At 56.5% G+C, this 13,218-nt stretch carries 12 protein-coding genes and 2 pseudogenes; 7 read left to right on the plus strand and 7 right to left on the minus strand.

All coding sequences use genetic code 11. The annotated features are described in order from the left end of the window. Window positions 1–250: 250 nt before the first annotated feature. From gyrA to Pan97_RS01045, 3 genes are read left to right on the plus strand one after another with little or no spacing between them, the layout of a single operon-like run. On the plus strand, window positions 251–2,974 hold the full coding sequence (gyrA, locus tag Pan97_RS01035; RefSeq protein ID WP_144978040.1) for a DNA gyrase subunit A: 2,724 nt from the start codon (window positions 251–253) through the stop codon (window positions 2,972–2,974). Window positions 2,975–2,980: 6 nt separating this feature from the next. After that, a complete protein-coding gene (gene gmd, locus Pan97_RS01040; RefSeq protein ID WP_144969917.1) occupies window positions 2,981–3,967 on the plus strand; it encodes a GDP-mannose 4,6-dehydratase in 987 nt (328 codons plus the stop codon). Continuing rightward, the gene (locus Pan97_RS01045; RefSeq protein ID WP_144969919.1) at window positions 3,964–4,866 is read left to right on the plus strand and encodes an NAD-dependent epimerase/dehydratase family protein; all 903 of its coding nucleotides are present in this window, start codon (window positions 3,964–3,966) and stop codon (window positions 4,864–4,866) included. Before gmd ends, Pan97_RS01045 begins: the two co-directional genes overlap by 4 nt. 35 nt (window positions 4,867–4,901) lie before the next feature. On the opposite strand, the gene Pan97_RS01050 is transcribed toward Pan97_RS01045, so the two are convergent. Both Pan97_RS01050 and Pan97_RS27105 read right to left on the minus strand, forming a co-directional pair. Then, on the minus strand, window positions 4,902–5,666 hold the full coding sequence (locus tag Pan97_RS01050; RefSeq protein ID WP_144969921.1) for a class I SAM-dependent methyltransferase: 765 nt from the start codon (window positions 5,664–5,666) through the stop codon (window positions 4,902–4,904). A gap of 84 nt (window positions 5,667–5,750) precedes the next feature. Continuing rightward, window positions 5,751–6,085, minus strand: a pseudogene (locus Pan97_RS27105) (DUF6896 domain-containing protein). Between Pan97_RS27105 and Pan97_RS26995 the strand changes: the two are divergent. Then, window positions 6,037–6,165 (plus strand): hypothetical protein, encoded by a 129-nt coding sequence (locus Pan97_RS26995; protein WP_261342365.1) that lies wholly within the window; start codon window positions 6,037–6,039, stop codon window positions 6,163–6,165. The pseudogene Pan97_RS27105 and the gene Pan97_RS26995 overlap by 49 nt on opposite strands. Before the next feature lie 155 nt (window positions 6,166–6,320). Here the strand turns inward: Pan97_RS26995 and Pan97_RS01055 are convergent, their stop codons facing one another. The 5 genes and pseudogenes from Pan97_RS01055 to nadA form a co-directional block, all read right to left on the minus strand. Continuing rightward, complete coding sequence (locus tag Pan97_RS01055) at window positions 6,321–7,097, minus strand: type III pantothenate kinase (RefSeq protein ID WP_144969923.1); 777 nt, start codon at window positions 7,095–7,097, stop codon at window positions 6,321–6,323. Window positions 7,098–7,099: 2 nt separating this feature from the next. Beyond that, a pseudogene (obgE, locus tag Pan97_RS01060) lies at window positions 7,100–8,107 on the minus strand (GTPase ObgE); the annotation flags it as partial. Between the two features lie 123 nt (window positions 8,108–8,230). After that, window positions 8,231–8,482, minus strand: coding sequence for a 50S ribosomal protein L27 (gene rpmA / locus Pan97_RS01065; protein WP_105351495.1), 252 nt, complete (start codon window positions 8,480–8,482; stop codon window positions 8,231–8,233). 115 nt (window positions 8,483–8,597) lie between these two features. Beyond that, the gene (locus Pan97_RS01070; RefSeq protein WP_144969926.1) at window positions 8,598–9,605 is read right to left on the minus strand and encodes a hypothetical protein; all 1,008 of its coding nucleotides are present in this window, start codon (window positions 9,603–9,605) and stop codon (window positions 8,598–8,600) included. 204 nt (window positions 9,606–9,809) lie between these two features. Next, the gene (gene nadA, locus Pan97_RS01075; protein WP_144969928.1) at window positions 9,810–10,946 is read right to left on the minus strand and encodes a quinolinate synthase NadA; all 1,137 of its coding nucleotides are present in this window, start codon (window positions 10,944–10,946) and stop codon (window positions 9,810–9,812) included. Window positions 10,947–11,323: 377 nt separating this feature from the next. Here nadA and Pan97_RS01080 point away from each other — a divergent pair, with 377 nt between their 5' ends. The 3 genes from Pan97_RS01080 to Pan97_RS01090 all read left to right on the plus strand — a co-directional run bounded on the left by Pan97_RS01080 (window position 11,324) and on the right by Pan97_RS01090 (window position 13,062). Beyond that, window positions 11,324–11,803, plus strand: a complete 480-nt coding sequence (locus Pan97_RS01080; protein ID WP_144969930.1) for a 3-hydroxyacyl-ACP dehydratase FabZ family protein — start codon at window positions 11,324–11,326, stop codon at window positions 11,801–11,803. 100 nt (window positions 11,804–11,903) lie between these two features. After that, window positions 11,904–12,290: an acyl carrier protein gene (locus Pan97_RS01085; RefSeq protein ID WP_144969932.1), complete on the plus strand. Its 387-nt coding sequence runs from the start codon at window positions 11,904–11,906 to the stop codon at window positions 12,288–12,290. Between the two features lie 226 nt (window positions 12,291–12,516). After that, window positions 12,517–13,062: a 3-hydroxyacyl-ACP dehydratase FabZ family protein gene (locus Pan97_RS01090; protein WP_144969934.1), complete on the plus strand. Its 546-nt coding sequence runs from the start codon at window positions 12,517–12,519 to the stop codon at window positions 13,060–13,062. Window positions 13,063–13,218: the final 156 nt, after the last annotated feature.

Here is a 13,218-nt window from a genome sequence, read left to right on the forward strand (position 1 = left end):
CCTCAAATTTGGTACATTACGGTGTGCATTTTGGAAGGCTTTTCTCCGCTGGGGAAACGTGGTTTTTCTCGGTGTTTTTGCCCTTTTTCAGCACACTTGCAACCTCGCAGATTGACGGTCGCGCCGGGCCCTTTTTCCCGCCGCGCAGGATAACCTCCGAAAGGACGCTCACTTGGCAACGGACGGTAATAACCCCAACGGTAATGGTAGTGATGGCGGGTCGCCGGAAGACCCCACAAAACTGTTCACAATGTCGATTGAGGACGAGCTCAAGGAGAGCTACCTCACCTACGCGATGAGCGTCATCGTCAGCCGCGCCTTGCCGGATGTTCGCGACGGGCTGAAGCCTTCGCAGCGGCGCATTCTGGTGGCGATGAACGACCTGAACCTCACTCCGGGGGCATCGCGGGTCAAATGCGCCAAGATCAGTGGTGACACTTCGGGTAACTACCACCCGCACGGTGAATCGGTCATCTATCCGACCCTCGTTCGTATGGCCCAGGACTGGAACATGCGTTACGTGCTGGTCGACAAGCAGGGGAACTTCGGTTCGATTGCCGGTCTGCCTCCGGCGGCCATGCGATATACCGAAGCCCGCATGTCGAACTTTGCCAATCTTCTGCTGGAAGACCTGAAGCTCGACACGGTCGACTTCGTGCCGACCTACGACGAAGCTCGTACCGAGCCAACCGTCTTGCCGAGCAAGTTCCCGAACCTGCTGGTCAACGGGGCTAATGGGATCGCGGTCGGTATGGCGACCTCGATTCCGCCCAATAACCTGCGCGAGATCTGCCGAGCCGTCATCCAGTTGATCGACGACCCAGGCACGACGATCGACGAGATTCTCAACATCGTTCAAGGGCCTGACTTCCCGACCGGCGGCATCATCTGTGGCCGGGCAGCGATTCGCCAAGGCTACAAGACCGGGCGCAGCACGATCGTCGTTCGTTCGCACACGACGATCGAACATGCCAAGAGCGGCGCAAAGATCATCATTCACGACATCCCTTACCAGCAGACGCGCGACCGCGTCGAAGAAAAGATCGCTTCGCTGGTCAACGAAGGACGCATCCAGGGAATTCGCTCGGTCAGCAACCTTTCCGACCTGCAAGAGCCAGTGCGGATCGTCATCGAGCTGAAGCGGGACGCCGATCCCGATATCGTCCTGAATCAGCTCTATCAATTCTCGCCGATTCAGGACTCGTTCTCGATCATCCTGTTGGCATTGGTCGACGGCAAGCCGCGAACGATGTCGATCAAGGAAATGCTGGAGGAATTCATCCGCCACCGCGTGACGGTCATTCGCCGCCGCACACAATTCCTGTTGGCCAAGGCACGGCAGCGCAAGCACACCATCGAAGGTTTGCTGCTGGCTCTGGCCGACATCGACGAAATCATTCGCATCATTCGTTCGTCCAGCACTCAGGCCGAAGCGAAGCAGCGTTTGATGGGAGTCGAATGCCCCGCCTCAATGATGGCCCGGGCACTCGGTGAGAAAGGTTTCGCTCAGTTCCAGATGGAACGTGGCGAATCGGACGTCTACTTCCTGACCTCGGTCCAAACCGACGCGATCCTGCGAATGACGCTGGGTCAGTTGGTGAACCTGGAACAGGAAAAACTGGCCGGCGAACACGCCAAGCTGCTGGAAGAAATCGCCGAGTATCTGCGTATCTTGTCGGACGAAGCCAACATCCTGGCCATCATCCGCGAGCAGATGGAAGAGATCGACCGTCGCTTTGGGGACGATCGTCGCACCGAGATCTCGCACGAAGAGATCGGCAACATCGATCTGGAAGACCTCATCGAAGAAGAAACGATGGTGGTCTCGATCAGCACCAAGGGCTACATCAAACGAACTCCGGCCAGCATCTACAAGGCCCAACGTCGCGGCGGCAAAGGGATCAAGGGTGCCAAGAGCGAAGAGGAAGATCCAATTCGCCACCTGTTCGTCGCCTCGACCCACGCCTACGTGCTCTTCTTCACCACGAAGGGGAAAGTGCTGTGGCAGAAGGTGTACGACCTGCCGAACCTCAGCCGCGAAAGCCGCGGCCGCGCCGTGGTCAACCTGCTTCAGTTGGAAGAGGGCGAACACATCGCCGACTGCCGTGCCGTGCGTGACTTCGACATGCCTGACCACTGCCTGGTGATGGCTACCCGCAAGGGACTGGTCAAGAAGACCTTGCTCGAAGCATACAGCCGCCCGAAGAAGAATGGCATCATCGCGATCAAGCTGAAAGAAGACGACGAATTGATCGACGTCGCCATCACCAAACCGGGCGACGAGCTGGTCCTTTCCACCGAGAAGGGGATGGCCATCCGTTTCCGCGAGAGCGATGCCCGAGCCATGGGGCGTAACTCAAGCGGCGTGAAGGGCATCAACCTTTCCAAAGGGGACAGCCTGGTCGGGATGGTCGTAGCCGACCCAGACGCTCAATTGCTGACCGTTTGCGAACACGGCTACGGTAAGCGGACCAACTTCGGCCCTGGTCTGGCGGTCGAAGACGAAGGTAGCGACGCCGACGCCGATGCGGATGATAACGGATCGGAAGAAGAATCGACTTCCAGCAGCGCTCGTTACCGTACGCAGAAGCGTGGTGGTAAGGGGCTGCGAGACATCAAGACGACCGCCCGTAATGGCAAGGTCGTGGCGGTCGCTCGCGTCGATGATTCCGATGAAGTGTTGATGATGACCGCTCGCGGTAAGATCCAGCGTATTTCCGCCGCCGAGATCAGCATGGTCGGCCGCAACACGCAAGGCGTTCGCATCATGTCGATGGACGAAGGAGACAGCCTGGCCGCCGTCGTGCGTGTTCCGAAAGAAGATACGGACGACGAAGTGGATGAAATCGCAGCTCCGGCATCGCCAGCCCCTGAGGACGTTCCTCAGGCAAGTGAACAGCCCGCCGCCGAAGAATCGACCGACGAAGACCCTGCTTCCCAAGACTCAGCTTCCGAAGAGAGTGGCGAGGAGTAATCCAGCATGCGAGTGGCACTGATTACCGGGATCACCGGGCAAGATGGCGCCTACCTGGCCAAGTTTCTGCTGGCTAAGGGTTACCAGGTCCATGGGATGGTGCGCCGCGGCAGCACGCTTCCCTTCGAGCGAATTGCGGATCTAACCGATAAGATCGAACTGCATCAAGGGGATTTGCTCGACCAGATGGCCCTCAATCGGCTGGTCGAAAAAGTTCAGCCGTCGGAGGTCTACAACCTGGCCGCGCAAAGCTTCGTGCCCACCAGCTTCGACCAACCAATCCTTACCGGTGAAGTCACCGCCCTGGGGGTCACTCGTATTCTGGAGGCGATCCGCACGGTCAACACGAACATCCGCTTCTACCAGGCATCCAGCAGCGAGATGTTCGGTAAGGTTTACGAAGAGCCGCAGCGGGAAACGACCCCGTTCTGGCCGCGCAGCCCTTACGGCGTGTCGAAGATGTATGGCCACTGGATGACGGTCAACTATCGTGAGAGCTACAACCTGTTTGCCAGCAGCGGTATCTTGTTCAACCACGAGTCCCCACTGCGCGGAACCGAGTTCGTCACTCGCAAAATCTCATACGCAGTCGCCAAGATCGCTAACAGTCTGCAAAGCGAACTTCGCCTGGGTAACCTCGATGCAGAACGCGATTGGGGTTTCGCCGGAGACTATGTCGAGGCGATGTGGTTGATGCTGCAAGCCGATACGCCGGATGACTACGTGGTGGCGACCGGCCAGAAGCATACCGTCCGAGAGTTCTGCCGATTAGCGTTCGAGCGGGTCAATCTCGACTGGGAGAAGTACGTCGTCGTTGACAAGCGCTTCTACCGCCCGGCCGACGTGAACACGCTATGCGGCGATTCGAGCAAGGCCCGCAAGGAATTGGGCTGGGAGCCGAAAGTCTCGTTCGAGCAGTTAGTTCACATGATGGTCGACGAAGACATGAAACGGGTCAAAGCCGAAATCAAACTGGCTGAGGAGCAGGCGTGAAGTCTCTGATTACCGGCATCAATGGATTCGTCGGTCAGCATCTTGCGTCGTATCTACGACATTGCGGGGACGAAGTTCGGGGGACCTATGTCGGAAGTCAGCCTTCGTCCGAGCTGGACCTGAAGTGGGAGATCTCGCAGCCTGCGACTCCCTCACTCATCGACAAGCTCAAAGACTTTTCGCCCGATGTGATCTACCACCTGGCCGCGATCAGTCACCCCGGTAGCTGTGGCGATGACCTTCCCACGGAAACGTGCAAAGCGGTGAACATCCTCGGCACGCGTCATGTGGCCGACCTGGCTTTGGCACTTCCTTCCGAACCGAAGATCATCTTCACCAGCAGCAGCAAAGTATACGGCACCCGCACGGCCGAGCAGCCGTGGGCCAGGGAAGACGACCCGCTGCAGCCCAAAGGAGGTTATGCCCATAGCAAGTGGGCGGCGGAAAACCTTTTGCGAGATCGGATCGAACAAGGGCTGAAGGTCGTCATTGCCCGGGCATTCAATCATACCGGTCCTGGCCAAAGCCCTATCTACCTGGTGCCGGAGTGGTGTCAGAAGATCAAGGATGCTGACGGTCCACAATCGGTTCGGTCGCTGGCAACGTCACTCGATCTGAGCGATGTTCGCGACGTGATTCGTATCTACCGGCTGCTTGCGCAGCGGGGAACTCTCGGCGAGACTTACAACGTCGGCAGCGGTCAGGCAATTACAACCGCTGACATCTGGAACACGCTGTGCGAGATCCGCGGCGGGCAGATCGAAGTCTCGGCGGAAAAGCCGGAGCCCTCGCAGCAGCCGATTGCTGATGTTACGAAGCTGCACGAAGCGATTGGGCCCATCGAGCGAATCACGCTGCGACAAACGCTGGAAGACGTTTACCGCAGTGTAGCCTCGTAGTCAGCGGAGGCTGTGGATAATTCGCGCTACCATGGCTATCCAGTCGGCCAATACGCATCAACGTATTTGTGATCCTCATCACGGGTCAGGTGCTTCTCTAGACTCACAAACCCAATCTCGCGGAGCAGGTCGTGCACTTCGTTCATAAGATCCAGCGCGTTGACTGTTTCGAGAATAAGTAGACCGCGTGGGGCAAGCATTTCGTAAAAGCGCCGGATCGAGTCGCGCCAGTATGGCTTCTTCGACCTTCTCAAACTATTCCGGCAGTAAATGAAATCGAACGGGCCTGTACATGCAGACCGGTCGAGCCAATCCGCATGGATAAAAGAAACGGATCCGCCGACGCCCTTGAGATTTTGAAGACTCTCAAGTGATTTCTTTGGATCGTCAATCAGCGTGTAAGAGCCACGGTAGTCGCGGGATGGTTCCCAGTTGCGGATACATTGCGCGAGTTCCTCGTCGGATGGATTCTGCTTCGCGGAGATTTGAATGGCTTGCTCACACGTATCCAACGCCACGACGTGAAATCCCCAAGCTTTCAAGACGTAGGGCAGGGCGCTGATTCCACAGCCAGCATCCAGGAATCTGATTTCGTCTTTACCATCCCGGACCGGAAGCTTGCCAATCCGCGAAAGCGTATATATTAAGCGATCGCAGTCCCGCCATACCACGAGCTTTCGCCGTATCGGGTCTTGCCGGTCCGCTAACAGGTCGCGGTAGTAGTCCGACCAATAACCAGGCTGATTCCATTGATCGATGGAGTCACAATTCCACGGGGACCCTTTGAACTGTTCGGTCATGGATCATTGTGCTTCTGTGGTTAGATGACATTGGCAATCGAGCCATAGCCATCTGGAGATGGGATAGAGTGTATTCTTGGCGGTTCATTCCGGCGGTAAAAGATTATAGAGTATCGAACCTGAGAAAGCGAGTTCCGACTTGACAGCATCGAAACTGGCAGCAATTTCATCACGTGTCTCAAATCCAAATTTCTGGAGAGTTGCTCCCACGAACGTTAGCAATCGAGATTGGTCGAACCCGTCAATCTGGCCATTCTCGCCGAAGTCAAAGTCACCCTCCGTCCTTTCTCAGAGCGGACGGTGCATCCAACACCGTGACAGAAATAGTCGCGGCCGTCAGGTAGCTTTCCCGTTTGGGGAAATCCGTCGGGTGGCCAATCGTAATCACGAGTTGGAAGAGTCGCACCTGCATCGGCCAGCGCATGAACGCAGTCAGCAACCGCTGTTTGATACGACGCAATCAGATTGGCCAGACGTGAATCCATGCGTTGCCACCTAAACTGATGCCAGCGAGTGAGAAGGCGAGCAGAGGTTTTGTCACTGCGAGCAGCCAGCGCTCTGGCGTTTGTTTCTAAAAGGATATGCGAACTGCGAGCTGTGGGGAAGAAAAATGACACTAAGGCAACTTCCGTGCAAACCTCCGCGTCCGCGCTGCTACTGGTTTTGTGCTGCCAGCGCCACACCACGCATCACCAGGTAATCGACCGTTTCGATATCCAGGTCCATCCACGGGGCCAGGTAATTCACATCACCGCCGCTGAAGAAGATTTGCGGAGGCTCGTCCGAGTTCAGCTGATCGGAGACGCGGCGGATGGTTTCTCGGACGGCGCCGACCGAGCCCCAGAAGAGTCCGCTTTGCATGGCCTGGGTTGTATCGGTACCGATCGCAACCGGCTGGTTTTCCAGGTCGACTGTTATTTGCGGCAGCGCGTCGGTTTGCGAGGCCAGTGCTTTCGCGCTGGTCCGCATGCCAGGCAGAATGGCACCGCCGACGAATGCTCCTTCGGCCGAGACTACATCGATGGTGATCGCCGTGCCGGCGTCGACTACGATTGCCGGTCGATCTTTCTGCCGCATATGATTCGCGGCAACGGCCGCGGCAAGCCGATCCAAGCCGACTTTTTCCGGGGCGGGAATCGCAATCTCGATTGGCAGCTTCTGGTAATCGAAGGCAACGAACGAGCTGACGCGTGGCTCAATCTTCGAGAACGCTTCGAGCGAAGCGAGTGCCGAGCGATGCACGCTGACGGTGTACCAGGGAAGGGTGGCGTCGGTGAGCCAGTTACGCAGACCCTGGATATCAGACGAATAAGTCGAATACGAGAAGGTCGAGACCGGCGGCGTGACCTCTTCCGCACGGAAGTTTTCGAAGCGGGCAAAGTGTACCCGTGTGTTGCCAATGTCGACGGCGATGAGCGACTCAACCGGCACTAGGCGTCCTCCGTTTCGTTCTTGGCGGCCTCCAGTTGCTGGGCGACCTGCCGAATCATCTCGTTCAGTCCTTGGCCGGTGACCGCCGAAATCAGAAAGACATCGCGACCCAGTTCTTCTTGGAGTGTCGCCCGAAACTCTTCCGCACCAGGAAGCTCGGCCTTGGTGACGCACGTTACTTCCGGGCGGGCGGCAAGCTTGGGATTGTAGGCTTCCAGCTCTTTACGAATGGAATGGTAGTTCTCCAGCGGGTCGGTTCCATCGACCGGAGCTGGCTCGACAAGGTGAACCAGGAGGCCTGCCCGTTCGACGTGACGCAGGAACTCGTGCCCTAGCCCAACCCCTTCCGCGGCGCCTTCGATTAGACCGGGAATATCAGCCAGGATGAAACTGGTGTCCATGTCGATCTGCACCTGGCCAAGATTGGGGAACTTGGTGGTGAAGGGGTAGTCGGCAATTTCGGGGCGTGCACGGGAAAGCCGCGAAAGGAGCGTGCTTTTGCCGGCGTTTGGTTTACCGATAAGGCCCACGTCGGCGATCGACTTCAGCTCGAGTGTCAGCAGTCGCTTCTCGCCGGGATCGCCTGGCTGGCATTCTCTGGGGGCGCGATTGGTGCTTGATTTGAAGCTGAGATTGCCGCGTCCACCCTTGCCGCCGCGTGCGGCGATGAGTTGATCTCCGTCCTTGGCGAGATCTTTCAGCACGAAGTTTTCTTTGGCATCGATCACCACGGTCCCCGGAGGAACCTTGATGACCATGTCTTCTCCTTTGCGACCGGTGCGGTTGGCGCCACTCCCGTGGCCGCCCCGTTTGCCGCGCCAATGATGTTGGTGGGCAAGTTGTACCAGGCTGTTCACGCCTTCTTCGGCAACGATGATGATGCTGCCGCCGTCGCCACCGTCACCGCCGTCGGGACCACCCTTGGGGATATATCGCTCGCGGCGGAAGCTGGAACAACCATTACCTCCAGCCCCGGCTTCGACTTGGATTTGTACCCGATCGACGAACATAGATGGATTTTCGTGCCTGGCGCTTTGCGAATAAAAATAGGGATGGCCGACTGACCATCCCTACTGTGTTTTCTCTTGTGCGAATCGTTCGCCTAAGCTTCCCAGCGGGGAAGGGCGAGCCGCCTAGTTGGCTTCAACCACGATGTTAACGCGGCGGCTGCCTTGGTCGAACATAACCGTGCCGTCCGACAGAGCGAACAGGGTGTAATCCTTGCCCATGCCGACGTTCTTACCGGCGCGGAACTTGGTACCCAATTGGCGAACGAGAATGCTGCCAGCCTTAACCGTTTGGCCGCCGTACTTCTTCACGCCGCGATACTGTGGGTTGGAATCGCGACCGTTACGGCTAGAACCTTGACCTTTCTTATGGGCCATGACATCTGCTCCTGAGGTATCTTATGAGGCCGCATCGTGAGGGGCGGCAATCGCTTACTAGGTGGATCTCTTCAATTCCCAGGCGACTATATCGCCGCTAAGGGAAACTAGTTTTTTATCGGAAGATCCACTCGTAGTCAACCTCCCCAGGCGAACCGAGGCGGATTTCCCGCTCGTTTTCGTCCAGGCGGTCGCCAGGACGCCAGAAGTTGAGCTTCAGCGTCTTTTGCTTGTACTGGCGATAAGAAAGGGGGTTAGAGCTAGCATCGTAGTTTGTATCGGCGTCTTCGTAGCGAAACGCGTTGGTCAGGCCATCGATGTAGATGCTGAAGAAGTCGGTGTCCGGGTCGACGTCTTCCCAGGTTACCACGCCCCAGATGCTGTTATCCTTGTCGGCGGTGGTCACGGGGATGTCAAAACGACTGATCTCGACCGAGTTATAGAGCTTGCTACCGCCTGTTTCTCGCTCGGCAATCTTTTCGATCGCCGCCGGGATAATGCGGTCCAGGTACTCCTTCTTCTCTTTAGTATCCTTCGTTTCCAGGACGAAGCGGGGGAAGAAACGGATCGGGGCGGATGGGAGGTCGTCGATCTGTTGAACTTCGAACTTCACGTTGCCGAACTGGTCTTTTACCGGCACGTGACGCAGTGGGTTCCCGTTGTTGGTCACCTTGTAGACCATGTACCAAACCAACTTCCTCTGTAGTTTACCACTGGGCTGGGGAACGCCCACTTCGATCATACGGACCGGTTTGAACGAGAATTCCAGGCCCCAGACATCGCGGCGGAAGATGACGTTGCTGGCCATCGACTTCAAAGTTCGCGTGTCGGCAAGGTAGTTCGGGGTCCAATCCAGGTTCGGAATACCCTGCAAGATGTCGCGATATTGCTCGGGGCTCGAGTATGTGTCTTGAGCGCTGAACTTCATCGGAATCGTCGTCATCACGCCGTCGACGAACTTTCGATTGGGCGGATTGGCTTGTGCCAGGCGAATCGCGTTCGCGGCGACGTCCGTATTCTCTTCCGGAGCTGCTGCCGCGGCATACGAAGACGGCATGGCCAACGATGCCGTTAGCATCGCCAGAACAAGCAGAAACGAAGTGCGAATGGAAGCAACTGTCATGCGGAAAACGCCTGGAGATTGGAAAAGGGACTCACGATCCAAGCACAACGGTGCCGGCCGAATTTATCTCAAAGTCTAATATAGTTGCCCAAATTAACAGGCGTCAAGTTTTTGGGCCTTTTGAAGTTAGGAAGTTGTCGAATGGTCCGAGCGAGGTAGTCTACGGTTCGTGATTTACTTGCCAATCGGTTTGGCTCGTAATGATTATGCCGATACTTCCAGCATTCGCTCCAGTGCTACCCGCGACCACTTGGCCGTTTCGTCATCGACGTAGATTTCGTTCACCGGCGTGCCAGCGGCCAGATTTTCCAGCGACCAGCAAAGGTGAGCCAGATCGATGCGGTACATCGTCGCGCACATGCATACCACCGGGCTGAGGAAGTGGATTTCCTGCTCGGGGTGCTCCTTCTTAAGTCGATTGACCAAATGAAGTTCGGTCCCGATCGCCCACTTCGTGCCAGCTGGAGCCTTGCGCACCGTTTCGATGATCTTCCCGGTCGAGCCGGAGACGTCCGCGATTTCGTTGACTTCGCGCATGCATTCCGGGTGGACGAGGATCTTGATTCCCGGGTGATTCCGACGGAACGCGTCGACATGTTCCTTCTTGAACATCTGGTGCACGCTACAGTGCCCTTGCCATAGAATCACTTTGCTATCAACGAGTTGCGCCTCGGTACTGCCGCCTAGGTCACCTGCGTATGGGTTCCACACCGGCATCTGATCTTCGGTGATGCCCATGGTCAGCGCCGTGTTGCGGCCGAGGTGCTGATCGGGGAAGAACAGCACGCGGCTGGTGCGACTGAATGCCCATTTCAGGGCTTTGTCGGCGTTGCTCGAAGTGCACACGATGCCGCCGTGCTTGCCCACGAACGACTTAAGGCTGGCCGCTGAATTGATGTAAGTAACTGGTGTGATGTCATTTGTGTCGATTACTTCCCCCAGGTCATCCCACGCATTTTCGACCTGGTCGATGGCGGCCATATCGGCCATCGAGCAGCCTGCGGCCATATCGGGCAGCACGACCGTGACGCGTTGGCCGTTACGCTCCTCGATCTTTTCGGGGCGATTGGCCAGGATGTCGGCCGTTTCGGCCATGAAGTGCACGCCACAGAAGACGATGTAGCGACAATCGCTGCTTTCGGCGGCCATCTTGCTGAGCTGATAGCTGTCGCCGCGAAGATCAGACAACTCAATCACTTCGTCCTGCTGATAGTGATGTCCCAGGATCAGGAGCTTGCTACCCAGGTCTTCACGGACCTTTTGGATTCGCGTGGTCAGCTCTTCGTTGGAAAGGGATCGATAGGGGGCAAAATCGAAGGATCCCAGGGAAACGGTCGACATGATGGTTCTCGCAGGTGCCAGGCGTCCGCCAGCAGGCGGTTGGCTGGGGTATTGAGGGCCACAAAGGGCCTGAAACTACCGCTTATTATAGACATCGACCCTGAGCTAACCCACCCACGCTAAGCCCCAGTGAGACCTTATATTACGGCCAAGTTCGACCTAATCCGGTCGGATCAGCCGAACTGACCTACCGTAAGTAGGGCTATTTTCTTAGGTTAGGGGCAACTGCAGAGGTAGCGGTATCAGCTGAAAACCGTCCTTCTGCAGCCGGTTGTGAACTTGTGAGGGTGAGATTAGCTGGGTATACTGCTAAGCTTTAATTTCCCATCGCTAGGTCCTTAAGTGCTTACGAAAAATCGTGTCGCTAGTGAGCTGAGATGAAGTTCAGTCTGATCGATCAAATCTCGGAGATTCATCCCGGCGAACGAATTTCGGCGATTAAGTGTTTAAGCTTGGCCGAAGAGTACCTCCAGGATCACTTTCCGCGGTTTCCGGTCATGCCCGGCGTGTTGATGTTGGAAGCGATGACTCAGACCGGGGCCTGGTTGGTTCGCGTGACGAACAACTTCAGCCACAGCCTGACCGTGCTGAAAGAAGCACGCAACGTGAAGTACGGCAACTTTGTCGAACCTGGCGAGATGCTGATCGTCAAAGCGGAACTGGTCAAGATGGATGGCAATTTGGCTTCGCTTAAGGTTTCCGGCGAATTGGCGGGAAACGTCGCGGTTAGTTCGCGCATCGTATTGGAAAGCTATAACTCTTCCGGTACCGACGAGCCCAACATCACCGATCAAAATGCGATTCGGCAACTAAAACAACAATACGAACTGCTCTATCGTCAACACTCGGCGGTTTAGGCAGTCCACTGGGTCGCTCGTGCGGCCACATAGCCCCATGTCGGGCAAATTTTCAAGCAATCAATTAGCCAGTCTTTTCCCAGTCGGAGAGCAAGAAATTATGGCACCCTCGGATGACGAAGTTTTTGAAAAGGTCCGCGAAGCCTTGGTAGACGCGTTGGGCGTTGACGAGGAAGAAGTGGTACCAGAGGCCACCATGGTCGGCGATCTGGGTGCCGAGTCGATTGACTTCCTGGATATCGTGTTCCGCCTGGAGAAAGCGTTCGGAATCACCATTCCGCGTGACGAACTGTTCCCGGAAGACATTCTAACCAACGCCGAGTACGTCCAAGGCGGCAAGGTCACCGACGAAGGTCTGGCCGAACTGAAGAAGCGCATGCCATTTGCCGATCTCAGCAAGTTTGAAGCGAACCCAGTCGTGTCGGACTTCGGCAACCTGCTGACCGTCAACGATATGTGCAGCTACGTCAAGTCGAAGCTGGCCTAAGTAACCGAGTTCCTTCCCATTCCCTCTCTCTCAAAGCGAGAGAGGAGAACGCGTAGGGACGATTCGCGTCGCGTGCTTCCAGGATACGAAGTACGCGAAGAAACCAAGCCGAATCCATCGGCATCAGCGGGATCGAGTTGCGGAGCAAATTTGTCGTTGCCCCCTCGCCCCAGCCCTCTTCCTAACGTGTTGAGGGGATAAGAAAGAAGCCTGAGGGACGGTCGGGATGCGTTGGTTTTGGATCGACAAGTTCATTGAGTTTAAAAGTGGCGAGTCGGCCAAAGCGGTGAAGTGCGTCTCGTTGGCCGAAGACCATCTCCATGATCACTTTCGCTACCTGCCGGTCATGCCGCATTCGCTGGTGATCGAAGGGATTGCTCAGACCGGCGGTTTGCTTGCCGGCGAAGTTTACGACTTCCGCGAACGTGTCGTTCTGGCCAAAGTAGCCAAGGCCATCTTTCATGGCACGGCTCATCCTGGTGATCAGTTGACCTATACGGCGACGATGAACGACATCCGCGAGAACGGAGCGTACGTCTCGGCGACCAGTCACATCGGCGATCAGTTGCACGCTGAGGTCGAATTGTTTTTCGCCCACCTCAACGACAAAGACCAGCAGCGCGAGCTGTTCTTCCCGGCCGACCTGCTATCAATGCTACGCTTGCTTGGCCTTTATGAAGTCGGTCTGGCCAAAGATGGTTCCCCGCTTCAACCACCCGATTACATGATTCAAGCGGAAATCGAACTAACGAAAACCCCCTCGATTTCGTAGCCAGCAAAGCCCAAAGCTGGTGCAATCGCTGGCAGCTTGACGAAACCTTCGCAAGCTGCGACGCGACCCAGCCGATATAGCGAACTACAATAAGTGTGTGAGCCAGGCCGTACGAGTTCTGGACGCCCCTAATGCCTTCGGCGCGGAGAGAATCTT

The organism is Bremerella volcania (assembly GCF_007748115.1).
In the GTDB taxonomy this organism is placed as follows: domain Bacteria; phylum Planctomycetota; class Planctomycetia; order Pirellulales; family Pirellulaceae; genus Bremerella; species Bremerella volcania.

Excerpts from the sequence above, each read along its gene's own strand:
- gyrA (WP_144978040.1), top strand. The coding sequence starts at position 251 with ATGTCGATTGAGGACGAGCTCAAGGAGAGCTACCTCACCTACGCGATG.
- gmd (WP_144969917.1), top strand. The coding sequence starts at position 2,981 with ATGCGAGTGGCACTGATTACCGGGATCACCGGGCAAGATGGCGCCTAC.
- Pan97_RS01050 (WP_144969921.1), bottom strand. The coding sequence starts at position 5,666 with ATGACCGAACAGTTCAAAGGGTCCCCGTGGAATTGTGACTCCATCGAT.
- rpmA (WP_105351495.1), bottom strand. The coding sequence starts at position 8,482 with ATGGCCCATAAGAAAGGTCAAGGTTCTAGCCGTAACGGTCGCGATTCC.
- Pan97_RS01070 (WP_144969926.1), bottom strand. The coding sequence starts at position 9,605 with ATGACAGTTGCTTCCATTCGCACTTCGTTTCTGCTTGTTCTGGCGATG.
- nadA (WP_144969928.1), bottom strand. The coding sequence starts at position 10,946 with ATGTCGACCGTTTCCCTGGGATCCTTCGATTTTGCCCCCTATCGATCC.
- Pan97_RS01080 (WP_144969930.1), top strand. The coding sequence starts at position 11,324 with ATGAAGTTCAGTCTGATCGATCAAATCTCGGAGATTCATCCCGGCGAA.
- Pan97_RS01085 (WP_144969932.1), top strand. The coding sequence starts at position 11,904 with ATGGCACCCTCGGATGACGAAGTTTTTGAAAAGGTCCGCGAAGCCTTG.
- Pan97_RS01090 (WP_144969934.1), top strand. The coding sequence starts at position 12,517 with ATGCGTTGGTTTTGGATCGACAAGTTCATTGAGTTTAAAAGTGGCGAG.